Source organism: Palleronia sediminis (assembly GCF_004358695.1).
In the GTDB taxonomy this organism is placed as follows: Bacteria; Pseudomonadota; Alphaproteobacteria; order Rhodobacterales; family Rhodobacteraceae; genus Palleronia; species Palleronia sediminis.
In genome coordinates this window covers 45,966-71,566 of sequence record NZ_SNAA01000003.1, presented here as the reverse complement: position 1 = coordinate 71,566, position 25,601 = coordinate 45,966, and the positions used below count along the sequence as shown (strand labels likewise).

General features: G+C 67.0%; 24 protein-coding genes. 15 read left to right on the top strand and 9 right to left on the bottom strand.

Features of this window, described 5'->3' with window-relative positions; genetic code table 11:
• Positions 1-116 precede the first annotated feature (116 nt).
• From E2L08_RS04005 to E2L08_RS03995, 3 genes are read left to right on the top strand one after another with little or no spacing between them, the layout of a single operon-like run.
• A complete protein-coding gene (locus E2L08_RS04005; RefSeq protein ID WP_133395775.1) occupies positions 117-1,727 on the top strand; it encodes a sodium:solute symporter in 1,611 nt (536 codons plus the stop codon).
• The gene (locus tag E2L08_RS04000; RefSeq protein WP_133395774.1) at positions 1,728-2,861 is read left to right on the top strand and encodes a mechanosensitive ion channel family protein; all 1,134 of its coding nucleotides are present in this window, start codon (positions 1,728-1,730) and stop codon (positions 2,859-2,861) included.
• Positions 2,862-2,892: 31 nt separating this feature from the next.
• Positions 2,893-3,693 (top strand): SDR family NAD(P)-dependent oxidoreductase, encoded by an 801-nt coding sequence (locus tag E2L08_RS03995; protein ID WP_133395773.1) that lies wholly within the window; start codon positions 2,893-2,895, stop codon positions 3,691-3,693.
• Positions 3,694-3,705: 12 nt separating this feature from the next.
• Here the strand turns inward: E2L08_RS03995 and thyX are convergent, their stop codons facing one another.
• The gene (gene thyX, locus E2L08_RS03990; RefSeq protein ID WP_133395772.1) at positions 3,706-4,617 is read right to left on the bottom strand and encodes an FAD-dependent thymidylate synthase; all 912 of its coding nucleotides are present in this window, start codon (positions 4,615-4,617) and stop codon (positions 3,706-3,708) included.
• A gap of 127 nt (positions 4,618-4,744) precedes the next feature.
• On the opposite strand from thyX, the gene E2L08_RS03985 reads away from it, so the two are divergent.
• The gene (locus tag E2L08_RS03985; protein ID WP_133395771.1) at positions 4,745-5,179 is read left to right on the top strand and encodes a VOC family protein; all 435 of its coding nucleotides are present in this window, start codon (positions 4,745-4,747) and stop codon (positions 5,177-5,179) included.
• Complete coding sequence (locus tag E2L08_RS03980) at positions 5,146-5,862, top strand: DUF1194 domain-containing protein (protein WP_168771042.1); 717 nt, start codon at positions 5,146-5,148, stop codon at positions 5,860-5,862. Before E2L08_RS03985 ends, E2L08_RS03980 begins: the two co-directional genes overlap by 34 nt.
• Here E2L08_RS03980 and E2L08_RS03975 read toward each other — a convergent pair.
• From E2L08_RS03975 to E2L08_RS03965, 3 genes are all read right to left on the bottom strand, one after another.
• Positions 5,856-6,353: a MarR family winged helix-turn-helix transcriptional regulator gene (locus tag E2L08_RS03975; protein ID WP_133395770.1), complete on the bottom strand. Its 498-nt coding sequence runs from the start codon at positions 6,351-6,353 to the stop codon at positions 5,856-5,858. The genes E2L08_RS03980 and E2L08_RS03975 overlap by 7 nt on opposite strands.
• A gap of 78 nt (positions 6,354-6,431) precedes the next feature.
• A complete protein-coding gene (locus E2L08_RS03970; RefSeq protein ID WP_133395769.1) occupies positions 6,432-6,713 on the bottom strand; it encodes an FAD assembly factor SdhE in 282 nt (93 codons plus the stop codon).
• Positions 6,710-7,099, bottom strand: a complete 390-nt coding sequence (locus E2L08_RS03965) for a helix-turn-helix domain-containing protein (RefSeq protein ID WP_133395768.1) — start codon at positions 7,097-7,099, stop codon at positions 6,710-6,712. Before E2L08_RS03965 ends, E2L08_RS03970 begins: the two co-directional genes overlap by 4 nt.
• 77 nt (positions 7,100-7,176) lie before the next feature.
• Between E2L08_RS03965 and E2L08_RS03960 the strand changes: the two genes are divergently transcribed.
• Both E2L08_RS03960 and E2L08_RS03955 read left to right on the top strand, forming a co-directional pair.
• Positions 7,177-8,379 (top strand): pyridoxal phosphate-dependent aminotransferase, encoded by a 1,203-nt coding sequence (locus tag E2L08_RS03960; protein WP_133395767.1) that lies wholly within the window; start codon positions 7,177-7,179, stop codon positions 8,377-8,379.
• Positions 8,379-8,792, top strand: a complete 414-nt coding sequence (locus E2L08_RS03955) for a hypothetical protein (protein ID WP_133395766.1) — start codon at positions 8,379-8,381, stop codon at positions 8,790-8,792. The genes E2L08_RS03960 and E2L08_RS03955 overlap by 1 nt, the downstream gene beginning before the upstream one ends.
• 42 nt (positions 8,793-8,834) lie before the next feature.
• Here the strand turns inward: E2L08_RS03955 and E2L08_RS03950 are convergent, their stop codons facing one another.
• On the bottom strand, positions 8,835-9,743 hold the full coding sequence (locus tag E2L08_RS03950; protein WP_240758107.1) for a UTP--glucose-1-phosphate uridylyltransferase: 909 nt from the start codon (positions 9,741-9,743) through the stop codon (positions 8,835-8,837).
• 322 nt (positions 9,744-10,065) lie between these two features.
• Between E2L08_RS03950 and E2L08_RS03945 the strand changes: the two genes are divergently transcribed.
• The 3 genes from E2L08_RS03945 to ggpS are packed head-to-tail and all read left to right on the top strand — an operon-like array spanning position 10,066 to position 13,448.
• Positions 10,066-11,184 carry an NAD(P)H-dependent glycerol-3-phosphate dehydrogenase gene (locus tag E2L08_RS03945; protein ID WP_133395764.1) on the top strand — a complete coding sequence of 373 codons (1,119 nt, stop codon included), beginning with the start codon at positions 10,066-10,068 and terminating at the stop codon, positions 11,182-11,184.
• Positions 11,181-11,948, top strand: coding sequence for an HAD-IIB family hydrolase (locus tag E2L08_RS03940; RefSeq protein ID WP_133395763.1), 768 nt, complete (start codon positions 11,181-11,183; stop codon positions 11,946-11,948). The genes E2L08_RS03945 and E2L08_RS03940 overlap by 4 nt, the downstream gene beginning before the upstream one ends.
• A gap of 15 nt (positions 11,949-11,963) precedes the next feature.
• Positions 11,964-13,448 (top strand): glucosylglycerol-phosphate synthase, encoded by a 1,485-nt coding sequence (gene ggpS / locus E2L08_RS03935; protein WP_133395762.1) that lies wholly within the window; start codon positions 11,964-11,966, stop codon positions 13,446-13,448.
• Positions 13,449-13,484: 36 nt separating this feature from the next.
• Here ggpS and E2L08_RS03930 read toward each other — a convergent pair whose 3' ends face one another.
• Entirely contained in the window at positions 13,485-14,594 is a 1,110-nt protein-coding gene (locus E2L08_RS03930; RefSeq protein WP_133395761.1) for a polysaccharide biosynthesis/export family protein, read from the bottom strand.
• A 105-nt stretch (positions 14,595-14,699) separates the two neighbouring features.
• Here E2L08_RS03930 and E2L08_RS03925 point away from each other — a divergent pair, with 105 nt between their 5' ends.
• Both E2L08_RS03925 and E2L08_RS03920 read left to right on the top strand, forming a co-directional pair.
• Positions 14,700-15,530: an NAD-dependent epimerase/dehydratase family protein gene (locus E2L08_RS03925; protein WP_168771041.1), complete on the top strand. Its 831-nt coding sequence runs from the start codon at positions 14,700-14,702 to the stop codon at positions 15,528-15,530.
• Positions 15,527-16,135 carry a sugar transferase gene (locus tag E2L08_RS03920; protein ID WP_133395759.1) on the top strand — a complete coding sequence of 203 codons (609 nt, stop codon included), beginning with the start codon at positions 15,527-15,529 and terminating at the stop codon, positions 16,133-16,135. Before E2L08_RS03925 ends, E2L08_RS03920 begins: the two co-directional genes overlap by 4 nt.
• A gap of 2 nt (positions 16,136-16,137) precedes the next feature.
• Here the strand turns inward: E2L08_RS03920 and E2L08_RS03915 are convergent, their stop codons facing one another.
• From E2L08_RS03915 to E2L08_RS03905, 3 genes are all read right to left on the bottom strand, one after another.
• Positions 16,138-16,809: a YjbF family lipoprotein gene (locus E2L08_RS03915; RefSeq protein ID WP_133395758.1), complete on the bottom strand. Its 672-nt coding sequence runs from the start codon at positions 16,807-16,809 to the stop codon at positions 16,138-16,140.
• Positions 16,806-18,986, bottom strand: coding sequence for a YjbH domain-containing protein (locus E2L08_RS03910; protein WP_133395757.1), 2,181 nt, complete (start codon positions 18,984-18,986; stop codon positions 16,806-16,808). Before E2L08_RS03910 ends, E2L08_RS03915 begins: the two co-directional genes overlap by 4 nt.
• A gap of 112 nt (positions 18,987-19,098) precedes the next feature.
• Positions 19,099-21,081: a polysaccharide biosynthesis protein gene (locus E2L08_RS03905; RefSeq protein WP_133395756.1), complete on the bottom strand. Its 1,983-nt coding sequence runs from the start codon at positions 21,079-21,081 to the stop codon at positions 19,099-19,101.
• 290 nt (positions 21,082-21,371) lie between these two features.
• Here E2L08_RS03905 and gnd point away from each other — a divergent pair, with 290 nt between their 5' ends.
• The 3 genes from gnd to E2L08_RS03890 all read left to right on the top strand — a co-directional run bounded on the left by gnd (position 21,372) and on the right by E2L08_RS03890 (position 25,526).
• Positions 21,372-22,775, top strand: coding sequence for an NADP-dependent phosphogluconate dehydrogenase (gene gnd / locus E2L08_RS03900; RefSeq protein WP_133395942.1), 1,404 nt, complete (start codon positions 21,372-21,374; stop codon positions 22,773-22,775).
• Positions 22,776-22,854: 79 nt separating this feature from the next.
• Positions 22,855-24,090: a putative DNA modification/repair radical SAM protein gene (locus E2L08_RS03895; RefSeq protein ID WP_133395755.1), complete on the top strand. Its 1,236-nt coding sequence runs from the start codon at positions 22,855-22,857 to the stop codon at positions 24,088-24,090.
• Positions 24,090-25,526, top strand: coding sequence for a UdgX family uracil-DNA binding protein (locus E2L08_RS03890; protein ID WP_133395754.1), 1,437 nt, complete (start codon positions 24,090-24,092; stop codon positions 25,524-25,526). The genes E2L08_RS03895 and E2L08_RS03890 overlap by 1 nt, the downstream gene beginning before the upstream one ends.
• The last annotated feature ends 75 nt before the right edge of the window (positions 25,527-25,601 follow it).

Here is a 25,601-nt window from a genome sequence, read left to right as displayed (position 1 = left end):
CGCGGAAAATATCGGCCGGGTCCGTAGTGCAGAGCCCGAAAGAAATCGGGGGGGAACGAAGTCTTACGGGCACGTGTTGAGCCCGTCGAAAAGGAATACCGCGCAGGAGCTGTCCCATGGGCGATGCAAAGTTCAGTCTGGCGACAATCGATTACATCATCGTCGCCGCCTATTTCGCACTTATCATCGCCCACGGCGTCTATATCTCGAAAAAGCAGAAAAGCGGGTCGGACAACTACTTTCTCGCCGGCCGATCCCTGCCCTGGTACCTGATCGGCTTTTCGCTCTTCGCCTCGAACATGTCGGGGTCGAGTTTCGTGGGCCTGATGGGCGGGGCCTATTCGAACGGCGTCGTGATCTTCAACTACGAATGGACGGCGGCGCTCGTCCTGATCCTCTTCGCGATCTTCATCCTGCCCTCCTATCTCAGGGCCAAGATCTCGACCGTGCCCGAGTTTCTCGAACACCGATACGACGTCCGGTCCCGCCGGGCGTTTTCACTGTTCACGGTGCTGGCCATCATGTTCATCGACACGGCCGGCGCGCTTTACGCGGGCGGTCTGGTGATCGCGAACGTCACCGGCCTGCTCAACATCTGGGGCGCGGTGGCGGTGCTGGCGCTGGTCGCGGGGATCTACACGATCCTCGGCGGTCTGTCGGCGGTGGTCGTGACCGACACGGTGCAGGCCGTCCTGCTCATCGCGGGGGCGGCCGCGCTGTTCTGGATCGGGCTCGACGAGATCGGCGGCTGGTCCGAGCTGTTCACCGATGTCGACCCCGCGATGACAAGCCTGATCCTGCCCGCCTCGGACGATTTCCTGCCCTGGACCGGGCTTTGGGGCGTCGTCCTGCTGGGCTTTTACTACTGGACGATCAACCAGTTCGTCGTGCAGCGCACGCTTGGCGCCAAGTCCCTCAAGGAGGGGCAGGTCGGCGCGCTTTTCGCGGGCTTTCTCAAGCTGCCGAACCTGTTCTTGATGATCCTGCCGGGCCTGATCGCGCTCAAGCTCTATCCCGATCTCGAGACGCCCGACCTCGCCTTTCCGACGCTGGCATTCGAGCTGATGCCCATCGGCATCCGCGGCCTCATCATGGCGGCGCTGATCGCGGCGATCATGTCCTCGCTCGACTCGGCGCTGAACTCGGCCTCGACGCTGGTGGTCAAGGATTTCGTCCAGCCCTTCCGCCCCGACACCAGCGAGGACCGGCTCGTGTGGCTCGGCCGCATCGTGACGGGCGCGGTCATGGTGTTCGGCGCGATCTACTCGCCCTTCATCGGGTCGTTCGAAAGCCTGTTCAGCTACTTCCAGTCGTCGCTGAGCTACATCATCCCGACCATCGTCGTCGTCTACATCCTCGGGCTGTTCGTCCCGTGGCTGAACGGCACGGGCGCCTTCTGGACCATCGTCGCCGGCCTCGTCCTGGGTATCCCGCTGTTCATCCTGAAAGAGGTGACGGGCATCTGGGCCAATCTCGGCCTGCCCGAGATCCACTATACCGTGATGTCCACGATCATGATGTTCATCGGCATCGTGCTGCATTTCGGGCTGTCGGCCATGACGCGCACGACCGCCGAAGAGAAGGAGGGGATCGACGATCTGGTCTGGTCGCGTGACGAGGCCAAGGAGATCTTTACCACGCTCGAGCGTCCGTTCTGGACCGACCGCACCCTCTGGGCGCTGGGTCTCATCATCGCCACCGCCGGGTTCGTCATCTGGTTCTGGTAAATGGATCGACTGCCCGGCATCCTTCTCGCCAACGTCCCGCCCCTGACCATCCCGCTGGCCATCATCCTCGGCGGGGTGGCCATCGCCCTTATCATCCACCGGCAGGTTTTCGCCTTTGCGATCCGGCGGATGGAGGGGCGGATCGGGCTCGGGGCCGCCGCGTTCCGCCGCGCCCGGCGCCCCATGCGTCTCGTCGCGGTGCTGGCGGCACTGGTCGTCACGGTGCCCTTCGTGTCCCTGCCCTACGGGCTGCGCGACACGATCGGGCATGTCGCGCTGATCCTGATGATCGTGCTGGTGGGCTGGACGATGATCCTCGTCTCGAACCTGCTGGCGGAACGGTCGGTGCGCAATTACCGGCTCGACGATGCGAACAACCTCGTGGCGCGCAAACACGTCACGCAGGTCCGTGTGTTGCGGCGCACCATCAATATCCTGATTGGCCTCATCACCGCGGCGGCGGTCCTTCTGACCTTCGATTCGGTGCAGCGATACGGCGTCAGCCTTTTCGCCTCGGCCGGGGCCGCGGGGCTTGTCCTCGGCTTTGCCGCGCGGCCTGTCCTGTCGAACCTGATCGCGGGCATCCAGATCGCCATCACCCAGCCGATCCGGCTGGAGGACGTGGTGATCGTCGAGGGCGAATGGGGCTGGATCGAGGAGATCTTTGCCACCTATGTCGTTGTCCGGCTCTGGGATTGGCGGCGCATGGTCGTTCCGTTGAGCTATTTCATCGAACAGCCGTTCCAGAACTGGACCCGCGAAAGCGCGGGCGTGATCGGGTCGGTCTATTGGTATGTCGACTACACCCTGCCCGTCGACGAGATGCGCGCCGAGCTCGAACGCGCGATCGAGAACTCGCCCTTCTGGGACGGCGAGGTCAAGGTGTTGCAGGTCGTCGATACCGACAAGGACACGATCCATATCCGCGGCTTGATGAGCGCGCGCACCTCGCCGCAGAACTTCGACCTGCGCTGCGAGATCCGCGAAAAGATGATCGGCTGGATCCAGCGCGAACACCCCGAAGCCCTGCCGCGGCTGCGCACCGAACTGCACGGACCGCCCGACGCGCCGGCGCGCAAATCGGCCGATCCGCCGATGCCGCCGCCCGGAACGACCGGGCCGGATGGGACTTGAGCCTCGAACACCTAGCGAAAGGATGCGTGTCATGGATCTGGGTCTGAGCGGCAAGACCGCACTCGTCACCGGCGGTGCCTCGGGCATCGGCAAGGCCACCGCCAAACGCCTCGCGGCCGAAGGCGCCGAGGTCATTCTCGTCGATGTGCAGGGCGACGCGGTGTCGAAAGCCGCCTCCCAGATCGGCGAGGGCGCGCATGGGCTGCATTGCGATCTGCGCGATGCGAACCAGATCGACGGGCTCAAGCGTACCGTGTCCGAGCGGTTCCAGATGCCGCATATCCTGGTCTGCGCGGCCGGCGTCACCGGGGCCAAGGGCCACCCGCTGAACGACATCACCGATCACGACTGGCACGAGGCCTGGCAGACCGATTTCATGTCGGTCGTGCGCTGCATGCGGGCCTTCGTGCCCGGCATGGCGGGGCGCGGTTGGGGCCGGGCCATCGCGATCACCTCCGAGAACGCCGAACAGCCCTATTGGGAGGAAGCCGTCTACAACACCGCCAAGGCCGCGGTGGCCAACTTCGTCAAAGGGTTGTCGCGCTGCTATGCGCAGCAGGGCGTGCTGATCAACTCGGTCTCGCCCGCCTTTATCGAGACGCCGATGACCGACCGGATGATGGACCGCAAGGCCGAGCAAAAGGGCACGTCGCGCGAGGAAGAGGTCGAGACATTCCTCGAGACCGAACGCCCCAACCTCGTCGTCGGGCGGCGCGGCAAGCCCGAAGAGGTGGCCGCCGCCATCGCCTTTCTCTGTTCGGACCATGCCAGTTTCATCAACGGGACGAACCTGCGCGTCGATGGCGGGTCGGTCGCGTCGATGGACGCCTGAGCGCGCCGGGGCTCAGCCCTTGAGCTTGGCCTCGAGCCCCGGCACCTTGTCCATGAGCTCGCGCAGCTCGCGCCCCTTGAGGCCGAAATCGGCGGGGTCGATGGCGCCGTCGGGCACATGGGCGGCCAGCGCCCGCATCAGGTCGGCCTGCTGGCGGCTGAGCGACACCGCATCGCGCAGGTAATCCGCGAAAGCCCGCATGGTGATCGGCAGCCACGGCGTCGCGATCTCGTCGATGATCGCCGTGGCATAGGCGCGGATCTCGTATTGTGCATGGGCGTCGGCCCGCAGGTGGAGGAAGTTCAGCAGCGCGCGCGCCGAGACCGACCAGACGAACTGGGTATAGATGTTCGTGCCGAGGCACATCCGCGCGAGTTCACGGGTCAGCCCGTCGCGATCCTCGTCCTCCTCGGCCAGCAGGTCGGTATAGCTCGCGTATTGGCGCGCGCTCTCCGCCTTGAGCAGGTCGAGCACGCGCGCGGCCTCTTCGCCCTCGAGCACCTCGGCCCGGCCCTGCCGGTTGGTGCGCGACTGCGCGGCGAGGTGTTCGGGCGCGGGGATGTAGAACTCGCGATCGAGGACGGAATAGCGCGCCGACAGCTCGTTGTACGAGTTGCGATGCCGCATCCATTGCCGCGCGACAAAGATCGGCAGTTTGACGTGGAACTTGGCCTGCACCATTTCCAGCGGCGTTTCGTGCTTGTTGCGGATGAGGTAACGCAGCAGCGCCTCGTTATCCGAAACGGACCGCGTGCCGCGCCCGTAGGACATGCGCGCGGCGTTCGGTATCGATTCGTCGTCGCCCATGTAGTCGATCAGCGTCACCGATCCGTGATCGAGAACCTCGACCGGACGGTAGAGCACGGCCTCGGCCGCCTCGGAGACCGGGCGCCTCGTCCGGCCCGTGGGGTGGGTGTCGTTCATCGCGCGACTCTCCGACTGGAACCCCGCCAGCTTCTTGCAAATCGGCGGGGATAACGAAACCCCTTTGGGGGCGCTCGCCGCGGCTGCGGGCCGCGCTAGATGCGCGTCGAACGAACCGGAGGACAGTATGTCGATAGAATACCTGCACACGATGGTCCGCGTGAAGGACCTCGAGAAAAGCCTCGCCTTCTACGAGATGCTCGGCCTGAAGGAACGGCGCCGTTCCGAAAACGAGAAGGGGCGGTTCACCCTCGTCTATCTCTGCCCGCCGGGGCAGGAGGACGGCCGCGCCGATCTCGAGCTGACCTATAACTGGGACGGCGATGACGGCCTGCCCGACGACAGCCGCCATTTCGGGCATCTCGCCTACAGGGTCGATGATATCTACGAAATGTGCCAGAAACTCATGGATAACGGCGTGACCATCAACCGGCCGCCCCGCGACGGGCACATGGCCTTTGTGCGCTCGCCCGATAACGTCTCGGTGGAACTTCTCCAGCGGGGCGATGCGAAGGAGCCGGCCGAGCCGTGGGCAAGCATGGAAAACACCGGGCATTGGTAGGCGCGCTGGCTGCGGGGCTGGTTCTTGCCGGTCCCGCGGCGGCCGATTGCCGGCTGGCGCTTGTGCTGGCGGTCGATATCTCGTCCTCTGTCGATGCCGAGGAGGACCGGTTGCAGCGCCAGGGGCTGGCGCGCGCGCTCACGTCCGAGCGGGTGCGGCGTGCGGCGCTGGCCCTGCCCGGCCAGCATGTCGCGCTGGCGGTGTTCGAATGGTCTGGGCGCTGGCAGCAGGAGACGCTGCTCGAGTGGACGCCGCTGCGCAGCGCGGCCGATATCGACGCGGCGGCTGCGGCCATCGCGGGATCGACCCGGTCCTATGCCGATTTCCCGACCGCGGCCGGCTATGCGCTGGGTTACGCGTCCGAGATGCTGGGCCGCGCGCCCGATTGCCTGTTCCGCACCATCGACATCTCGGGAGACGGGGTCAGCAACGAGGGGTTTCCGCCCAGCTTTGCCTATAGCAACTTTCCCCTGGGGGATGTGACGGTGAACGGGCTGGCGATCACCGGCCATGACGAGACCGTCGTGCGGTTCTACCGCACGCAGATCGTGCGGGGGCCGGGGGCATTTCTCGAGATCGCCGACGATTTCCCCGATTTCGAACGTGCCATGACCCGCAAGCTCGAACGCGAGATGGGTGCGCGCGTGGTCGGATCGTCGGGCGACGGGCCGCGCGTTCAGTAGATATAGCGGATCTGGTCGATCCAGAACCGTTCCGTCTTGCGCAGGGCACCGTTCAGCAGGGTGATCGTGTCATAGTCGATCACGCGCTTGTCGACGAGGATCTCGGCATGGCGGGCAAAGATCGCCGCGACGGCGCGCCGCACCTCGCGCCCCCGTTCTGTGAGTCTGACCCGGACCGAGCGGCGGTCGATCGCGCAGCGCTGGTGGTGCATGTATCCCAGTTCGACCAGCTTTTTCAGATTGTAGGACACGTTCGAGCCCTGGTAGTAGCCGCGGCTTTTCAGCTCGCCGGCCGTCACCTCGTTCTCGCCCACGTTGAACAGCAACAGCGCCTGCACCGGGTTGATGTCGATGATCCCGCGCCGCTCGAACTCGTCCTTGACCACGTCGAGCAGCAGCCGGTGCAGCCGTTCGACCAGCGCCAGCGTGTCGACGTATTCGGTGGCGAATGCGATCTTTTCGGGCGGCCGGAATTCGGGCTGGGCGTTCATGGTCGGTCCTCGCGATGCTCTGGCAGTACGCCGAGGATGCATCGCGAAAGCCTAACAATTCCTCTACGCGCGGCCGATTCAGGGGCGGGCCACGCCTTGGGCCGCCACGATCTCGGCCCGGATGCGGTCGATCAGCGGGGCGAACCGGGCGGGCGGGTCCTCCTGTCCGCTGACCCAGCGATAGAGATCCTGGTCGTTCTCGCTCAGCATCAGCTCGTAGGCGGCCAGTTCTTCATCCTCGAGCGTGGTCAGCGGCCCGGCGGCAAAGGCCCCGAGGATCAGGTCCATCTCCTTGATGCCGCGCCGCGAGGATCGCATCCGCAGCCTGCGCAGCCGGATATCGGGGTCTTCGGTCGTCATGAGGCCTCCAGCACGGCGCGCAGTTTCTTCTCGAGCTGGCCCAGCCGGCTCGCGCTTCGGGTGATCTCGGCGCGCAGGGTCCGCATCTCGGCGAGGATCGCGGCGGCATCGGGCGCGATCTCGACCTGCGGCGTCTGCAACCCGCGCCCCTCGCCGGTCAGCAGCCAGCGGAACGACACGTTCAACAGCCCCGAGAGCATGGACAGGCGGTTCGCCCGCGGCTCGCTCCGGTCGTTTTCCCATGCCGCGAGGGTCGAGACCTTGACCCCCAGCCGCCGCGCCAGGTCGGCCTGCGTCATGCCGACGGCCTTGCGCGCGTCGGCCAGGCGGTCGCCAAAGGTCGCGTGTTCCTCGTAATACCAGTCGCCGGTTTCGTCATCGCCCATCGCGTGCCCTTCCGTCTTGAAGCGGTGTCGGGCGGAGCCTAAACACCTGTGAACCCCATGACCATCGGAGCGCGACCATGAATCTCCTTTCCGCGACACTGGCACGGGTCAAGCCCTCACCGACCATCGCCGTGACGATGAAGGCCGCCGAACTCAAGGCCGAGGGCCGCGATGTCATCGGTCTCGGCGCGGGCGAGCCCGATTTCGACACGCCCGACCATATCAAGGACGCGGCCAAGGCGGCCATGGATGCGGGTCTCACCAAATACACCGCGGTCGACGGTCTGCCCGAGCTTAAGCACGCGATCTGTGCCAAGTTCAAGCGCGACAACGGGCTCGACTACACCCCCGCGCAGGTCAGCGTCGGCACCGGCGGCAAGCAGGTGCTCTATAACGCGCTCATGGCCACGCTGAACCCCGGCGACGAGGTCATCATCCCCGCGCCCTACTGGGTCAGCTATCCCGACATGGTGCTCTTGGCGGGCGGCACGCCCGTCATCGTCGAATGCGGCATCGAGAACGATTTCAAGCTGCAGCCCAGAAAGCTCAACGATGCGATCACCGACAAGACCAAGTGGATCATCTTCAACTCGCCCTCGAACCCGACGGGCGCGGGCTATTCCCGCGACGAGCTGCGGCTTCTGACCGATGTTCTGGTGAACTATCCGCATGTCCACGTCATGTCCGACGACATGTACGAGCATCTGCGCTATGACGATTTCACCTTCTGCACCCCCGCCGAGGTCGAGCCCGAGCTCTACGACCGCACCCTGACCGTGAACGGCGTGTCCAAGGCCTACGCCATGACGGGCTGGCGGATCGGCTATGCCGCGGGGCCGGAAAAGATCATCGGCGCGATGCGCAAGATCCAGTCGCAATCGACCTCGAACCCCTGTTCGATCAGCCAATGGGCCGCGGTCGAGGCGCTGAACGGCCCGCAGGAGTTCCTGAACGAATGGCGCGCCACGTTCCAGCGGCGCCGCGACCTTGTCGTGCGGATGCTGAACGAGGCCAAGGGCGTGACCTGCCCCACCCCGCAGGGCGCGTTCTACGTCTATCCCTCGATCGCGGATTGCATCGGCATGGTCAGCGCGCAGGGCCGGGCCATCGACAGCGACGAGGCCTTTGCCACCGCGCTGCTCGAAGAGGAAGGCGTGGCCGTCGTGTTCGGTGCGGCCTTCGGGCTCAGCCCCTGTTTCCGGGTGAGCTATGCCACCTCGGACGCGGCGCTCGAAGAGGCCTGCACCCGCATCCAGCGGTTCTGCGCGGGCCTCGCCTGATGGTCGCGGCGCTTCCCGAGTATTATTTCCGCACGCGCGAGAACGGCGCCTTCGTCTTTCGCATCGAGCAGGAAACCCGGCAGCGCCAGATCGAGATGGAGCAGATCGCGGTCGTCAATATCCGCAACGGCGAAGTCAAGCCGCATGGCGACCGCGACCTGACCGACGAGGATCTCGCGCGCATCGACGCCTGGATGGCCGAGCGTCGCGCGATCCTGGCAGAGCGCACGCTCGACGATATCCGGCGCACGGTCGATCACCTCAACCAGACCGCGCATTGGGTGCAGACCCGCGCCGGCGACGACGAGATCGAGGCCGTGACCAACGACCTGCTGCTGGCGATGCACGACCTGCGGCAGGTTCTCGTGCGCAAGCGCGCGGACCGCGTGATGAAAGAGCGCGCCGCCGGCTGAACGGCGCGCCCGGTGTCGGCGGGCCGGATCGGCCCGGCGCGCTCAGGCGGCCACGGTCAGGCCACCGCGCCCGGTCGCGGGCGCGCGAAAGGCCGAGAGCACCTCGGCATAGGCGGGATCCTGCGCCGCCACATGCAATGTCGCCTCGAGCATCCCCTGTTTCGAGCCGCAATCGAAGCGGCGCCCCGAGAACGCGAAACCGGCGAGGCCGATGCGTTTCGACCCGGCGGCGATGGCGTCGGTCAACTGGTATTCGCCCCCTGCACCGGGCGTGAGCGCGTCGAGATCGGCAAAGATCGACCCGTCGAGCACGTAACGCCCGACCACCGCTTGGCGCGACGGCGCCTCGTCCACCGACGGCTTTTCGACCATGCCCGAGGCATGGATCAACCGCCCCTCGGTCCGGGTCGGCGCGAGGATGCCATAGGCGCTGACCGCCTCGGGCGCGACCTCCATCGTGGCGACCATGTGCCCTGCCCCGGCGGTCTCGTAAGCGGCGACCATCTCGGCAATGCAGCCCGTCTTGCCGAGGATCAGGTCGTCGGGAAGGATCACGGCGACGGCACTTGGCAGCGCATGGGCCGCCGCGCAGTTCACCGCGTGGCCCAGCCCGAGCGGCTGGTCCTGCATGACAAAGATCACCTCGTGCTCGTCCTCGCGCAGGCAGGCATCCTCGAGCTTGCGGGCGACGGCGTTCTTGCCCTTGGCGCGCAACTGCCGCGAAAGCGTGGCATCGTGGCGGACGTGACGCTCAATCGCGGATTTGGACGGGTGCGAGACGAAGACCATGCGCTCGATCCCGGCGGCGCGCGCCTCGTCGATGGCATACTGGATCAGCGGCGTGTCGATGACCGGCAATAGCTCTTTCGGGGTCGCCTTGGTCGCGGGCAGGAACCGCGTGCCCAGCCCGGCAACGGGGAAAATGGCGGTGCGAACGGTCGACTGGGTCATTCGGACACTCCTGCGGGTAAGCGTTTTCAACATGGCCGTACTTCCTGACTTTCTGATCCCGACCCGTGGGGGCACGCCCCGCAGGCCATTCCGTGCCGCATCCTGCGGCAGCTCACCTTGGGGAATGACGGGCGAAGGGGGCCAATTCTTGGCAGGGTTAAGACAAAATTAGCATTTGCAGCGGGGCCGAAACCGGCGCCCCTGCCGCGATAATCGCAGATCGCGGCTGTATCGGGGGGATGTTCGCGCTACATCGCTCGGGCAGCCAAGATTCCCGCCGCCCGGACTGCATGGCGGCCCCTGACACGGAACTCCGACCGGAATGCCATCGTCACAGATCGACCCGACCGTCGTCATCTCCTATGCCGAACCCTATCGTCGTATCGCCGTCATCGGCAGCGGGTCCTGGGGCACCGCCTTGGCCTCGGTCGCGCGCCGCGCCGGCCGCGAGGTGATCGTCTGGGGCCGCGACGCCGAGACGGTGCACGCCATCGCCGAGCGCCAGGAAAACCCGCGCTATCTGCCGGGCATCGCCCTTCCCGACGGGATCGAGGCGACGACCGACATGGAAACGGCCCTGCGCGGCGCAGAGGCCGTGCTGATCGTGACGCCCTCCAAGACGTTGCGCGAGGTCTGCGGGCAGATGCGCCCGCATCTGCCGCCCGGCGTGCCCGTCGCGCTTTGCGCCAAGGGGATCGAGGCGCAATCGGGGATGCTGCTGGGCGAGGTCGCAGCCTCGGAACTGCCCGGCCATCCCATCGGCGCGCTGTCGGGGCCGACATTCGCGCGCGAGACGGTGCTGGGCCACCCGACCGCGGCCACCGTGGCGTTCAACTTTTCCTACGAGGACCGGCTGAACCCGCAGGACAGCCCGGCGGCGCGGCTCGCGCTGTCGATGAGTTCCGAGTTCTTTCGGCCCTATATCTCGGACGACCTCGTGGGTGTCGAGATCGGCGGCGCGGTCAAGAACGTCATCGCCATCGCCTGCGGCATGATGAGCGGGGCGGGTTTCGCCGAGAACACGCGCGCCGCGCTCATCACGCGCGGCATGGACGAGATGAAGACCCTGGCCGAGGTGCTGGGTGGCCGCCGCGAGACGGTCACGGGGCTTTCGGGGGCGGGCGACCTGACGCTCACCTGTTCCTCGACGACCTCGAGAAACATGTCGCTCGGCACGCAACTGGGCCAGGGGCTGAAACGGTCCGAATGTTTCGACGGCGCCCCAGTCGTCGTCGAGGGCGAGGTCAATTCGGTCTCCGTCATCGACCTGGCCAGCCGGATCGGGGTCAGCCTGCCCATCTGCGAGGCGGTCCACGCCATCCTGCACCGCGATGCCGACATCACCCGCACGTTCCGGGACCTGTGGTCGCGCCCCATCGAGGGCGAGCCGAAGGCGCTCGGCTTCGCGTTCGAACACCCTTTCGGAGAGCCTGCCCGATGAATGCCCACACCCCCATCGACCGCGACATCAGCTCCTGCCGCTTCGTGCTGGCAACCGATCTCGACGGCACCTTTCTCGGCGGGACCGAGGACCAGCGCCGGACGCTCTACGACTGGATCGAGGAAAACCGCCAGACCGTCGGCCTGATCTTCGTGACCGGGCGCGATCCGAAGTTCATCGTCGAGCTTTGCGAGGACGGTCTGCCCTGGCCGGAATATGTCGTCGGCGATGTGGGCACCACCATCGCGCGGGTGCTCCACGGCGCCATCGACCCCATCGACGCGCTCGAAGAGGAAATCGCCGAGGCCTGGAACGATTCGGGCGACCGGGTCCGCGATGCGTTGCAGGGCGCGCCCGGCCTGACCCTGCAACCGACCGCGTTCCGCTATCGCGTGAGCTACGACATGGACCCCGAAGCCTTCGACCGCGCCACGGCCGAGCGCGTCGAGGAGATGGGGCTCGACTGGATCGCGTCCGACGCCAAGTTCTTCGACGTGCTGCCGCCCGGCATCAGCAAGGGGCCGTCGATCAAGCGGCTGGTGTCGCATCTGGGGATCTCGCCCAACCAGGTGCTGTGCGCGGGCGATACGCTGAACGATCTGTCGATGCTGGAATGCGGCCTGCCGGCAGTGGCGGTCGGCGGGTCCGAGGCGGCGCTGGTCGACCGGGTCGCGCCGCTGCATCACACCTATATCGCAAAGGCCCGCGGCGCCGCCGGTATCCTCGAGGCGGTGCGCCATTTCGACCTTCACGAAACGCCCTGACCGCAAGGAGCGCCCATGCCCTCGGAACTCGTCATCGTCTATCACCGGCAGCCCTACGAAGAGGTCGTCGAGAACGGCAAGACCGTCTTCAAGGAGAACAAGAGCCCCAACGGCATCGTGCCGACGCTCAAGGGGTTCTTCGGCCGGGTCGAGAAAGGCGCTTGGGTGGCGTGGAAATATGCCGACGACACGTCGGACCCCGGATTCGAGCGCGTGATCGAGATCGAGGACAGCTTTGGCAGCTACTCGGTCTCGCGCCTGCCCCTCACCGAGGCGCAGGTGAAATCATTCTACCACGTCACCTCGAAAGAAGCGTTCTGGCCGATCCTTCATTCGTTCAAGGAAAAGTACAATTACGACCCCGTCGACTGGCCGACCTTCCGCGAGGTGAACTGGGCCTTTGCCGAGGCCGCGGCCGCCGAGGCCGGCGAGAACGCCGTCGTCTGGGTGCATGACTACAACCTGTGGCTCGTGCCGGGCTACCTGAGGCGGCTGCGCCCCGACCTCAGGATCAGCTTTTTCCACCACACGCCCTTTCCCTCGGCCGACATGTTCAACGTGCTGCCATGGCGGCGCGAGATCATCGGATCTCTCCTGGCCTGCGATGTCGTGGGGTTCCACATCCCCCGATATGCCGCGAATTTCATCGGCGCGGCCGAAAGCCTGTTCGACGTCGAAACGGGGCCGCGCAAACCGGTGAACCCCGATTTCATCATGGAGCATGTCGCCCTGACCGAACGGCGCGTCGCGCGCGAACTGACCTATGACGGGCGCCGGGTGCAGATCACCGCCTCGCCCGTCGGGGTCGATGTCGACTATATCACCGACAAGGCCGAAAGCCCCGACACCATCGCCCGCGCCCGCGCCATCCGCCACGAGCTGGGCGAGACGACCATGGTCCTGTCGGTCGGCCGGACCGACTACACCAAGGGCGGCACCGACCAGCTTCTCAGCTTTGAACGGGTGCTCGATGACAACCCCGAGCTGCGCGGCAAGCTGCGGCTGATGCATGTCTCGGTCAGCGCCAATCGCAACATGACCGTCTACGAGGGCATCCAGAACGAGATCGAGCAGACGGTGGGCCGCATCAACGGGCTTTACGGCACCTTCGACTGGACGCCGGTGACACTCATCAGCCGGGCCATCCCGTTCGACGATCTGGTGGCCTATTACCGCGCCGCCGATATCGCCTGGATCACGCCGCTGGCCGACGGGATGAACCTTGTCGCCAAGGAGTTCGTGGCCACCCGCAGCGACGAATCGGGCGTGCTGATCCTGTCGGAATTCGCCGGCGCGGCGGTCGAGATGGGCTCGGCCATCCTCGCCAACCCGTTCTCGCACAAATCCATGGACCGTGCCCTGTTGCAGGCGCTCGACATGGAGCCCGAAGAGGCGCGCGCCCGGATGCAACGGATGCGGGCGACGATTCGGAAATACGATATCCGGGCCTGGGCCGAGGACCAGATGGCGAGCTTTGACGGTCTGCAACCCGAGGATTGAGAGGCGGCCCGGCCCCGTGGGGCCGGGCGTGTCCGGTCAGTTGACCTGGTTGGCGAGGCCCACCGTCGCTCCGAGCAGCGCCAGCGCCACCTGCAACGACCCCACGGCCGATTCGGTGGCAAGCACCACATCCTCGGGCATGATCTGCATGTTCTGCGCGCTGAACAGACCTTCGGCGCTGGTCAGGTCGATCGAGAACACGACACGCTGCTTTTCGGGCCGTCCCGCGCCCATGCCTACCATATCGGCGGGATATTCGCGCAGGATCAGCACGCCCTCGGGATCGGCGCGGCTGTCCATCAGGCCGCCCATCAGCGTCACGGCCTCGAGCGCCGAAATCGTGTCCTTCTGGAAATAGACCAGCTCTTCCTGGCCGGCGGCGCCGAGGGCGAGGAAATACCGATCGTCCTCTTCGACGATCAGCGTGTCGCCGGGATGCACCAGGGCATTCAGCGACGGCGTGTCGTAGAGCGTATTCAGCGACTTGGCATAAAGGGCCGAGCCGCGCTGGATCATCACGCGCGGGTTGCGGGTGCCCGAGGCGACGCCCCCGGCCACGCCGATGGCGCCCAGAACCGTGACATTGCGCGATTTCAACGGGTAGACGCCCGGCGCCGACACGCCGCTGACGATATTGACCGAGTTCTGCAACCCTTCGGTCAGGGCAAGCTGCACCTGCGCCGAGGGCGCCACCAGCCCAAGCTGGTACTGGATCGCCTCGCGCGCCTTTTGCGGCGACATGCCCGAAATCTTTACGTTGCCGACATAGGGGATGAACACCGACCCGCTCGGCGAGACCATCATCTCGCCCAGATTGCTGTCGCGCGCACCCGCCGGCGTCAGAAGCGAGTTCTCGGAGCTGTCGAAGATCCGTACCGCGACCGTGTCGCCCGGCTGGATCACCTGCCCGATCGACCCGGCACTCGCCTTCGGCCAGCCATCGGAACGCTCGGGATTGACGCTGGGCCAGGACGCGATCCGCGGCAGCGTGGCGCGCGTGACCTCGTAATAGGCATAATCGCCCGCCTCGGACTGGTTGAGGTTGATCTCGCTCCGCATGGCGGCCCCGCGCGGCAGGCCGGCGCAGGCAGGCAGGATCGAGATGGCCAGGGCACAGACGGCAAGCCCAAAACGTGGATGGATCATTTTTCCCCCGAGGTCGGCCTTTCTCGCAGCAAACCGCTTCCGCAATGGCGCCCAGATTACTACCAAAGGGCTTAACCGCAATTCACAGGCGTGGAAAACCCCGTTTTGACGGATCTCGGCAACACTCCGGTCCTGATCGGCGCCCAGGGGGCGACCGGATCGCTGATCGCGCGCGCCTGGGAACGGGTCGGGCAGCCATTCCTGACCGTCTCGAGCCGGCCGGGCGGCGTCCTGACATGGTCGGGCGAAACACCGCCCCCCGCATTTCCCGCAGCACGGGGTCAGGGCGTGATCGTTCTGGCAGGCGCCGTGCCGGGGCGGGGGCGGCCGCTGTCGGACAATGCGCGGCTGGCCCGCGCCGGGTGCGACGCCGCGCGGATCTGGGGTGCGGCGTGGGTGTTCGTCGCATCGTCCAGTGCGGTCTATGGCCCGACCGGCCCCGATCCCGTGACCGAGGATACCGCCCCGCAAGGCGCGTCGGACTACGCCCGCGCCAAGCTCGAGGCCGAGCGGGCCAGCGCCGGGCCGGCCATCACCGCGCTGCGCCTGGCCAACGTGGCGGGTGCGTCGCAGCCGTTCCTTGCGCTGGACGCGGGCGGAACGCTCACGCTCGACCGGTTCGCGGATGGCACGGGGCCGAGCCGCAGCTATATCGGACCGGCCAGCCTCGCGCGCGTGTTGGCCGCGCTTTGCGCCCGCGCGCGGGCGGGCGCCGCCCTGCCCCCGGTGCAGAACGTCGCGAACCCCGCCCCCGTGACGATGGAGGCCATCGCCCAAGCGGCAGGGCGCGCCGTGACATGGCGCACGGCCCCCGCGGATGCCATCCACCACGTCCATCTCGATTGCACGCGGCTCGGGGCGATTTGCCCCCTTCCCCCCCATGACGCGGCCGGTTTCTGGACCGAGATCCGCGAGTTGACGAAAGCCCCCAGATGACCCCCGCCAAACGCCTTGCCGACCTCGTCCTCGCGGCGGTCCTGACCGTCGTGCTCTCGCCGCTCATCCTCGGCTTGACGTTCGCGCTGCTCTTCAGCTCGGGGCGGCCCCTGCTCTACCGCTCCGAGCGGATGCGCGCGCCGGGCGAGCCATTCGAGCTGTGGAAGTTCCGCACCATGCGCCACGATCCGACCGATACCGGCGTCACGGGCGGCGACAAGTCCGATCGGATAACGCCGATGGGCCGTTTCCTGCGGCGCAGCCGGCTCGACGAGCTGCCCCAGCTCTGGAACGTGCTGCGCGGCGATATCAGCTTTGTCGGGCCGCGCCCGCCCCTGCGACAGTATGTCGAGGCCTTCCCGGCGCTCTATGCGCAGGTGCTTCGCTCGCGGCCGGGGATCACCGGGCTCGCCACCCTGCGGTTTCACCGCCACGAAGAACGGCTGCTCGCCGCCTGCGCCTCCGGGGCGGAAACCGACGCCGTCTATCGGCGCCGCTGCGTGCCGCGAAAGGCCGCGCTCGACCTGATCTATCAGCGCAACCGCAACCTCTGCATGGACATGGCGATCATGTGGGAGACCCTGGTGCGGGTCGTCCGCCGCTAGGCTCAGCGCCGCCCGGTATGGACGTCGCCGATGGTCAGGTATCCCAGCCCCGGCGTCGCGAACTGGCGCGACTTGCGGATCGCGCCGCTGCCGTCGATCCAATACCGGTTTTCAAAGGTGGGACCGGTCGGCGATGTGCAGCGTTCGGTCAGCACCCGCGTGGCAAAGACGCGGCCCGTGACGGTCACGTTCTCGGTCCCGCCATCGCCGAGGGTGCAGGCGTAATCCACCCGCTCGACCCGCTCGTCACCGCCGAGAATATAGCGCGCCCGGCTCGCCTGCGGCGCGTTGAACGTCGGCGCCGTGGCCGAGGTCAGGTCGTTTCCGAATCCGATGGTCCCGACAAGCTGCCCGCCGCGGGTGACGATCTGCTTTCGGTCGTCGGATTGCCACGTCACCGTGTCCCGGTTCACCGCGGCCTGCACGAAGCCGGTGCGCGAGCCGAGCGTCTCGCTCTCCACGATCAGGACGTTCATCGGCAGCGCGTTGATCTGCGCATCGCTCAACTCGATATCGTCGCCGCCTGACGCCCCGTTGCCGAGGATCGGCCCGCCCGCGAGCGCGCGGTCGAGGATGTCGCCATAGGCGCTGTCCTTGCCGCCGCTGCTGCATCCGGCAAGCGCCGTGGCCAGCAGCGCCGTCAGCGCCAGCGCTCGGGTTCGATGGCTCATCATCTCCACACCCGCCCAAAGGAATTGCCGATGCTGCTTTCGTGGTAATCCGTCACGCGGTCGTAGAGCCGTCCATCGACGCGCAGCCGCGCCCCGCCATCCTGCGTCACGGGGCTGACCGATGTGGACAGCGTCTGGCGCGTGGGCTTGCCCAGGAACCAGTCGAGCGGAACCTCGACGCGGATGCCCTTGTCGAACGAGCCCTCGCCGAAATCCTCGGCCGATACGTCGGTCTTGGTGGCATAGGCGCCGATCTTCCAGCCGCTCGCGAACTCGCGGTCGAGCGCGAGCGTCGCACCCACGTCTCCGGCGAGGTAGCGGCCTACATCCACCTGCGCGGTAAATCCGCGGGGCAGCTCGTAATAGGCCGAGACGTGGCCGGTGACGACGTCGTAATCGCGGAAATCGAACTGCGTCTCGTAGCCGCGCTTCTGCACATAATTGATCTCGGCCCCGAGGCCGAGGCGGCTGTCCACGGGCTTCCACAGGACTTCGGCCGAGACGCCGCCGAACATGCGTTCGAGATAACCCGCCGTGACACGGCCATAGGTGTTGGGCGCGATGTCGAAATAATAGGCGGCCGTCAGGCGGTCGAGCGCGATATCGGTCTCTTCGTTGTAGCGGCCGTAATCGGTTCGCACCTGCGGGATGTTCCCCGCGTCCTCGGTGCGGTCGCTGTCAACGTCGCCGATCAGCCCTTTCGAGACCGATCCCGAAAAGACGAGCCCCGGCAGGGGTTCGTAATCGGCCTGCGCGCGGATGCCGAACTGAAGCCGCACCGGCTCGGCCGGATCGAAGAGCAGCCGCCGCACGAAGGGCGAGATCGCCCAGTCGAAGCGGGGAAAATACTCTTCGTTGCGCGCGGCGGTGGGGTCGATGGGCAGGCCTGCCTCGATCCGCGTCGTCTGCGCCAGCGCATCGGTGCCGCCGGGCGCGTTCACCGTCGCCTCGAGGCTCGAGCGATTCATGACGAGGGTCGAGACCGCCATGCCGTCGATCTCGGGCACGATGCGGAACGTCTCGACCGAGGCCGGCATTACCCGGCTGAGCGAGCGGGCCACGCGCCCCACGGCCTGCGCCTCGGAGTTATAGCGCAGGTTGCGGAAATGCACCTCGACCTCTTGCGGCGAGCGCACGTCGAGCGAGGTCGCCACCAACCCCTCGGTCTCGAGATCGTCGTTGAGCTTTTCGAGGAAAGTCTGCTGCATGTCCTTCACGCCGACCCAGGCGGTGGTCCAGGCCTGCGGCTGGGCCTGCCGCGACGGGCGTTCCGCAAGCGGCTTGGGCGCCGCGCCGGCGCTGCCCACGACGCCGGGGCGGTTGGGGTTGGCGTTGAAGCTGACGCGCAGCCCGAACTCGGAGCCGTAGAGATAGGCGGCGCCCAGCGTCACGTTGTCGTTCAGCCGATAGCTCGCCGCAAAGTTGAAAGCCGAATCGCGGTCGAAAAGCGGCTCGTCGCGGGGGCCGCGCCCGCCGGTTTCGCGAACGTAGTCATCGGACGAATATTCCGCCGTCAGCGTCAGCCGGTCGTTGGGGCGATAGGCGACCGAGGCAAAGGACGCGGCCGGCCCCTTGAAGAACTGGTCAACCTCGAACTCGCCCCCCTGCCCCGCCTTGCGGCGCGGGCGGTCGCCAAAGGGGGTGCCAATCTCGCCGAAGGTACCGAGCCGACCCCAGCCGATGCCGCCGCTGAGCTCGAGCTGCCCGCCGGCGAGGGTCTTGGACGCCACGATATATTCGCCCGACAGGACGCCGGTGCCGATGAAGTCCTGGAACCCGATCTTCATCGCCGGAAGATAGCGGCGTTCCTTGAGGACCTGGACCGTCAGGTCGAAGCTGCGGTCGTAGTAATCCTCGTAGCCGCCGAAATAGAGATTGTCGAAGCCGGTATACCGAAAGGCGCCCTGGACGCGCGGCAGGATCTGGAACGACAGGGTGAACCGGTTGATCCCCGCAAAGCTCGACGCGGTGAACCCGAACTCCCCATCGGGTTGCGAGAATGCCGATGGCGTGTCGATCGCCCCCGTCACGCCGTAGAAGTTGAGCGTGGGCCGCGGGGCGATCTCGCCCGGAGCGGTCTGCGCCGCGGCCGGGACTGCGCCGAGGCTGGCCGCGATGGCGGTCGCCGCCGCTGCGGCCTTGAGCCGGCGCGCGGCCTTGCGGTCAGGGTGGTCTGTCATCGGCAGCACGTCGTCCCCGTCGTCAAGCCAGTCGGTGCATTCGTCCCGACCGGTATGCCCGCCGTCCGCCTTGAGGTAAAGGCCGCGCGTGGCCCCATCTCGGGCGCGCGCATCATGCGGGCGTGGGCGCAACAACCAGCGGGCCGGTATCGTCGTCGGTGGCCTCGGCCATGACGGCCTCGGCCGGGGCGACGACCGGGGCAGGCGCGGGCCGGGTGCCGGTTCGGTGGGCGGCGTAGCCCTCGACCCAGCGGGAGGCGACGGCCGAGGCGGCCGCCTCGTCGCCGGTTGCCAGCGCCTCGCGCAGGGCGCGGATGGCAGAGGCGACCTCGATCTCGGACAGGCGGGCCTCGCGCGCGCAAAAGATCTTTTCGTGCTGGGTGCTGATATGGGCCTGCCCGATCATCAGCTCTTCGTGCAGCTTTTCGCCCGGCCGCAGCCCCGTCTCGACGATCTCGATATCGCCGTCGGGATTGTCGGCCGTCTTTACGGTGGAGTCGGATTCGAGGATCAGCCGCGCCGCGATGTCCCAGATCCGCAGCGGCTTGCCCATGTCGAGAACAAAGACCTCGCCCCCCGCGGCAAAGGATCCGGCGACCAGCACGAGGCTCACCGCCTCTTCGACGCTCATGAAATAGCGGGTGACATCGCGATGTGTCACCGTCACCGGGCCCCCTTGGGCGATCTGTTCCTTGAAGAGTGGAATGACCGAACCCGATGAGCCGATGACATTGCCGAACCTCACCATCGAAAAGATCGTGCCGGTCGACCGCGCGGCGAGGTCCTGCACGACCAGTTCGGCCAGCCGTTTCGAGGCGCCCATCACGTTGGTCGGCCGCACGGCCTTGTCCGACGAGATCAGCACGAACCGCTCGGCCCCGGCGGCATGGCTTTCGCGCGCCAGCGTCCAGGTGCCCAGCACGTTGTTGGCAAGCCCCACCAGCGGATTGCACTCGACGATGGGGACATGCTTGTAGGCGGCGGCGTGGAACACGACCTGGATCGCGTAGGTCTGCAGCACATGGCGCACCAGCCGCGCCTCGGTCACCGAGCCCAGCACCGGCACCAGTTCGACCCCCGCCTCGTCGGCAAGGGGGCGCAGCGCGCGTTCGGTTTCGTAAAGCGCCAGTTCCGATAGTTCGAATATGACGAGCCGGCGGGCGCGGCAGCCCAGCACCTGGCGGCACAGCTCGGACCCGATGGAGCCGCCGCCGCCCGAGACAAGCACTGACTTGTCGCGCAGGTTGCGCACCCCCTCGGCACGGCGGTCGAAGGTCTGGCGCCCCATCAGCTTGGCCGGCGACAGGGTCTTGAGCTTGGCGACCAGCGGCTCCTCTCCGACCAGTTGCGAAAAGGAGGGCAGGACCTGCACCGTCAGCCCGAGAGTCTCGAGCCGCCGCGCGATCTGGCTGAGCTTGGCGCGTGAAAGCGACGGCATGGCCAGCAGCACGCGCTTGACCTTGCGATCCTGCACCACGGTCTCGATATCGGCCGGTCGCAGCACCGGCAGCCCCGCGATGGTCAGCCGTTGCAGCGCCGGGTTGTCGTCGACAAAGGCGACCGGCTCGACCCGCTCATGCGCGCCGAGCGCACGGGCAAGCTGGATGCCGGTCGTGCCCGCGCCGTAGATGATGACGCGCGACCGCGTCCCCCGCATCCGGTAGATCGCGAAAAGCATCTCGAGCAGGACCAGCCGGCTCGAGGTCGAGAGCACGAAGAACGTGATGCCGAAGACGAAAAAGAACCCCGCGGGCGGGCTGTATGTCCCGATCTCGTGCAGCGCCCAGCTGACCAGCGCGGTAATGACGGCCAGCCCCCCGATCCAGCCGAAATTCTTGGCGTCATAGGCCTTGAGCTGCGTGCTGGGGATCTGGAGGATCGTCGATGTGGCGCCCACGACCATGACCGTCAGCAGCAACGGCAACCCGCCCTCGATCGAGAAGACCGCATCCGCGCCCGACATGTCGAAGATCGGCCGCGCCACGAAATAGGCCAGCACGGCAAGCGCCATGTCGACGCCGAGGATGATCGCGCGTTTCTGCGGCCGGCTCAGCCCGACGATGGCCGCGGCCAGCCCCGATTTCGAGCGTTTCATCCCCCGTGAGGCCAGGCGACCGGCCCGTTGCGCGACACCCATTCCGTCCCGTCCCTGTGGCGGCCCGTTCGGGCCTGTCATTAGGATCGCGCCGACCGGCCCCGGAAATCGGCGCGGCGACGGCGAAAACACCTTGCAGCCTTAGCGCAGGTTCCCGCGGATTTACAGTCTTTCGGTCGCATTCTGCATATTTGCCACGGTTTCGGCGGGTCCTCGCGCATTCCTGTGGCTTTACGGACCCGAACGAGCGGCTAAGTGAGGGGGCGAAACGGATCCAGAGGGCAATGAGCATGGAAAAGGCCGATATCGGGCTGATCGGGTTGGGCACGATGGGCGCGGCCCTTGCCCTGAATATCGCGGAAAAGGGGTTCCGCGTGGCGGTCTACAACCGCACCGCCGAGGTCACGCGTGCGTTCAAGGCCGGGGCGGGCGATCTGGCCGACAACATCGTGACGACGGAAAGCCACGAGGAACTCGTCGCCGCCCTGTCCGAGCCGCGCGCCGTCATCCTGATGGTGCCCGCGGGCAGGATCGTCGACGCGCAGATCGAGACGCTGCGCCCGCTCATGGACAAGCCCGACATGGTCATCGACGCGGGCAACGCGGATTTCCACGACACGCGCCGCCGCGCCGAAGCCGCAAAGGCGGCGGGCGAGGCGTTTCTCGGCATCGGCGTCTCGGGCGGCGAGGACGGGGCGCGGCACGGGCCCTCGATCATGGGCGGCGGCACGCCCGAGGCATGGGACCGTGTGAAACACATCCTCGAGGCCATCGCCGCGCGTCATGACGGCCAGCCCTGCGCGACATGGATGGGCCCCGACGGGGCGGGGCATTTCGTCAAGGCGGTGCATAACGGGATCGAATATGCCGACATGCAGATCATCGCCGAGACCTACGGGTTGCTGCGCGACGGGATGGGCCATGACTACGACCGGATCGGGGCGCTCTTCGATCGCTGGAACGACGGCCCGCTGCAAAGCTATCTGGTCGAGATCAGCGCGCGGGTATCCGAGGCCGTCGACACGCGCACCGGGCGACCGCTGCTGTCGGTGATCGAGGATACCGCCGGTCAGAAGGGCACGGGGCGCTGGACCGCGATCGAGGCGCACCATCTCGGCGCGCCGATTCCGGTGATCGAGGCCGCCGTCTCGGCGCGCAACATCTCGGCGCTCAAGGACGAACGCGAACGGGTCGAGACGCGGTTCGGCGGCGCGGTCGAACCGCTCGGCGATATCGACGAGGCGACGCTCGAACAGGCCATGATCGCGGGCAAGATCCTGTGCTACGCGCAGGGGTTCGAGATGCTGCGCGAGGCATCCGAGACCTTTGGCTGGGATCTGCCGTTGCCCGCCATCGCCGAGGTCTGGCGCGCGGGCTGCATCATCCGGTCTGCGATGCTCGACGAAATGGCCGCCGCTCTGGGCGACGCGCCCGGCACGCCGCTGTTGCGCGCACCGGCCTTCGCCGACCGGATCGAACGGGCCCTGCCCGCGCTGCGCCGCCTGACCGTGGCCGCCATGCGATCGGGCCATGCGGTCAGCGCCCATGCCGCGGCGCTGGGCTATTTCGACCAGATGCGCCGCGCGCGCGGCACCGCCGACATGATCCAGGGGCAACGCGACTATTTCGGGCGACACGGCTTTGCCCGGCTGGACGACGAGGGGCGCGACCATCACGGCCCCTGGGCGGACTGAGCACGCCCCCGCCGGGACGGATGCGGCGATACTGTCGCACCCCCTTGGCGGGCGACGTCGCGGAACGTATCATAAACGGATGAGCAAGCCTCCCCTCCAGGAAAAGCTCGCGATCCTGTCGGACGCGGCGAAATACGATGCCTCCTGCGCGTCGTCGGGCACGTCGCGGCGCCATTCGCGCAAGGGCGACGGGCTGGGCTCGACCGAAGGTTCGGGCATCTGCCATGCCTATGCGCCCGACGGGCGGTGCATCAGCCTCCTCAAGATCCTGCTGACGAATTTCTGCATCTACGACTGCGCCTACTGCGTGAACCGGGTCAGCTCGAACGTGCGCCGCGCGCGGTTCACCGTGGACGAGGTCGTGACGCTGACGCTCGAATTCTACCGGCGCAACTATATCGAGGGGCTGTTCCTGTCTTCGGGCATCGTCAAATCGCCCGACGAGACCATGGGCGAGATGGTCGAGATCGCGCGCAAGCTGCGGCAGGAGCATAACTTCCGCGGCTACATCCACCTCAAGACGATCCCCGACGCCGACCCCGCGCTGATCGAGGCCGCCGGGCTGCATGCCGACCGGCTGTCGATCAATGTCGAGTTGCCGACCGATGCCAGCGTCGCTGCCTTTGCCCCGGAAAAGAACCCGGCCACCATCCGCCGCGCGATGGCCGATGTCCGCCTGCGCAAGGAATATGCCGGCGACCGGTCCCATACCGGCAAGCGCCCGCCGCGATTCGCGCCCGCGGGCCAGTCGACCCAAATGATCGTGGGCGCGGACGGGGCCGATGACGCCACCATCCTGCACCAGTCGACCCGGCTATACGGCTCATACGGGCTGAAACGGGTCTATTACTCGGCCTTTTCGCCTATTCCCGACGCGACCGACAAGCTGCCGCTGATCCGCCCGCCGCTCGAGCGGGAGCATCGGCTCTACCAGGCGGACTGGCTTCTGCGGTTCTACGGCTTTGCGCTGGACGAGATCACCGGCGCCACGCGGGACGGCAATCTCGACCTCGCCATCGACCCCAAGCTGGCCTGGGCGCTGACCAACCGCGCCCAATTCCCCGTCGACGTGAACCGCGCGAGCCGCGAGATGCTGCTTCGCGTGCCGGGCTTCGGCGTAAAGACGGTGAACCGCATCCTCACGACGCGGCGCCACCGCACGCTCAGCTACGAGGATCTCGTTCGCATGGGCGCGTCGATGAAAAAGGCCCGCGCCTTTGTCGTGCTGCGCGGCTGGACGCCCGGCGCCCTGACCGACAGCGCCGATCTGCGCGCGCGGTTCGCGCCCCCGCCCGAGCAACTGGCCCTGTTCTGATGCCGACCGTCGCGCTGCCCACCCGCGATACCGCCCGTGCCTGGCGTGACGCGGCGCGGGGACTGCTGGCGCAGGACATCCCGCCCGACCGTGTCCTGTGGCATCGCGGCGACCGGGCAGCGGATCTCTTTGCCGAGCCGCCAGAGCCGATGCCCGCGGGCGGCGCCATGACAGTGCCGAAGAGTTTCGTCGAACTGGCGGAAACCGTCTGCTGGCATTCCGACCCGGAACGGTTCGCGCGACTCTACGCGCTGCTCTGGCGGCTGCGCGAGAGCCGTGCGCGCATGACCGACACCGCCGACCCCGCGCTGTCGCGACTGCGCGAGATGGAGAAATCGGTCAGGCGCGACAAGCACAAGATGAAGGCGTTCCTGAGGTTTCGCGAAATCGACGCGTCAGGCCCCCGGCGCCGCTTTGCCGCGTGGTTCGAGCCCGCGCATTTCATCGCCGAGCCGCTGGCACCCTTTTTCGCGCGCCGGTTCGGCGACATGGACTGGATCATCGTCACGCCCGACCTGACCCTGCGGTTCACGGGGGGCGAGATCGCGTTCGAGGACGGGCAATCGCGCCCGCCCTTGCCCGATGATGCCACCGAAGAGCTCTGGACCACCTATTTTCGGAACATTTTCAACCCCGCGCGCCTGAAGGTTAAGGCGATGCAGGCCGAGATGCCGCGCAAGTACTGGAAGAACCTGCCAGAGGCCGCGGCCATTCCCGACATGATCGCCACCGCCGAGGAACGCGCGCGCCGGATGCAGGCCGCCGCACCGACACTGGCGCCGGCCCGCGCGGCGCGGATCACCGAAAGGCTCAGGATGGACCAGCAGACCCCGCCCCCCGCCGACGATCTGGATGCACTGCACCGGCAGGCTGCCGGCTGCGAGCGCTGCGCGCTTTATCGCGATGCGACGCAGGTCGTGATGGGCGAAGGGCCGCGCGACGCGCCGCTCATGGTGGTGGGCGAGCAGCCCGGCGATCAGGAGGATCTGGCCGGCCGCCCCTTTGTCGGCCCGGCAGGGCAGCTTTTCGACAGGATCGCCGAGGAGGCGGGGCTCGACAGGTCGCGCGCCTTTGTCACGAATGCGGTCAAGCACTTCAAGTTCACGCCGCGCGGCAAGCGGCGCATCCACCAGAAACCCGATGCCGGCGAAGTCAGCGCCTGTCGCTGGTGGCTCGACGCCGAGCGTGAACTGATCCGCCCGCGGCTGATCCTCGCAATGGGGGCGACGGCGGCGGGCGCGCTGACCGGCCGGGCCGAGGGCATCATGAAACGGCGCGGCACCTTCGAGGCGACGGGGGACGGCACGCCGGTCTTGCTGACGCTGCACCCGTCCTACCTGTTGCGGGTGCCCAACGAGCAGGCCAAGGCGGCGGCGACACGCGATTTCCGTGGCGACCTGGCACTGGCGGCCGATTGGCTGCGCGACACCGCCTGAACACGATTATTCTGCGAATAATCGGAGAAAGATATTCTGCGAATAATCGGAGAAAGAAGGTAAGAATGCGTTACG

Excerpts from the sequence above, each read along its gene's own strand:
- E2L08_RS04005 (WP_133395775.1), top strand. The coding sequence starts at position 117 with ATGGGCGATGCAAAGTTCAGTCTGGCGACAATCGATTACATCATCGTC.
- E2L08_RS04000 (WP_133395774.1), top strand. The coding sequence starts at position 1,728 with ATGGATCGACTGCCCGGCATCCTTCTCGCCAACGTCCCGCCCCTGACC.
- E2L08_RS03995 (WP_133395773.1), top strand. The coding sequence starts at position 2,893 with ATGGATCTGGGTCTGAGCGGCAAGACCGCACTCGTCACCGGCGGTGCC.
- thyX (WP_133395772.1), bottom strand. The coding sequence starts at position 4,617 with ATGAACGACACCCACCCCACGGGCCGGACGAGGCGCCCGGTCTCCGAG.
- E2L08_RS03985 (WP_133395771.1), top strand. The coding sequence starts at position 4,745 with ATGTCGATAGAATACCTGCACACGATGGTCCGCGTGAAGGACCTCGAG.
- E2L08_RS03975 (WP_133395770.1), bottom strand. The coding sequence starts at position 6,353 with ATGAACGCCCAGCCCGAATTCCGGCCGCCCGAAAAGATCGCATTCGCC.
- E2L08_RS03970 (WP_133395769.1), bottom strand. The coding sequence starts at position 6,713 with ATGACGACCGAAGACCCCGATATCCGGCTGCGCAGGCTGCGGATGCGA.
- E2L08_RS03965 (WP_133395768.1), bottom strand. The coding sequence starts at position 7,099 with ATGGGCGATGACGAAACCGGCGACTGGTATTACGAGGAACACGCGACC.
- E2L08_RS03960 (WP_133395767.1), top strand. The coding sequence starts at position 7,177 with ATGAATCTCCTTTCCGCGACACTGGCACGGGTCAAGCCCTCACCGACC.
- E2L08_RS03955 (WP_133395766.1), top strand. The coding sequence starts at position 8,379 with ATGGTCGCGGCGCTTCCCGAGTATTATTTCCGCACGCGCGAGAACGGC.
- E2L08_RS03950 (WP_240758107.1), bottom strand. The coding sequence starts at position 9,743 with ATGACCCAGTCGACCGTTCGCACCGCCATTTTCCCCGTTGCCGGGCTG.
- E2L08_RS03945 (WP_133395764.1), top strand. The coding sequence starts at position 10,066 with ATGCCATCGTCACAGATCGACCCGACCGTCGTCATCTCCTATGCCGAA.
- E2L08_RS03940 (WP_133395763.1), top strand. The coding sequence starts at position 11,181 with ATGAATGCCCACACCCCCATCGACCGCGACATCAGCTCCTGCCGCTTC.
- ggpS (WP_133395762.1), top strand. The coding sequence starts at position 11,964 with ATGCCCTCGGAACTCGTCATCGTCTATCACCGGCAGCCCTACGAAGAG.
- E2L08_RS03930 (WP_133395761.1), bottom strand. The coding sequence starts at position 14,594 with ATGATCCATCCACGTTTTGGGCTTGCCGTCTGTGCCCTGGCCATCTCG.
- E2L08_RS03920 (WP_133395759.1), top strand. The coding sequence starts at position 15,527 with ATGACCCCCGCCAAACGCCTTGCCGACCTCGTCCTCGCGGCGGTCCTG.
- E2L08_RS03915 (WP_133395758.1), bottom strand. The coding sequence starts at position 16,809 with ATGATGAGCCATCGAACCCGAGCGCTGGCGCTGACGGCGCTGCTGGCC.
- E2L08_RS03910 (WP_133395757.1), bottom strand. The coding sequence starts at position 18,986 with ATGACAGACCACCCTGACCGCAAGGCCGCGCGCCGGCTCAAGGCCGCA.
- E2L08_RS03905 (WP_133395756.1), bottom strand. The coding sequence starts at position 21,081 with ATGAAACGCTCGAAATCGGGGCTGGCCGCGGCCATCGTCGGGCTGAGC.
- gnd (WP_133395942.1), top strand. The coding sequence starts at position 21,372 with ATGGAAAAGGCCGATATCGGGCTGATCGGGTTGGGCACGATGGGCGCG.
- E2L08_RS03895 (WP_133395755.1), top strand. The coding sequence starts at position 22,855 with ATGAGCAAGCCTCCCCTCCAGGAAAAGCTCGCGATCCTGTCGGACGCG.
- E2L08_RS03890 (WP_133395754.1), top strand. The coding sequence starts at position 24,090 with ATGCCGACCGTCGCGCTGCCCACCCGCGATACCGCCCGTGCCTGGCGT.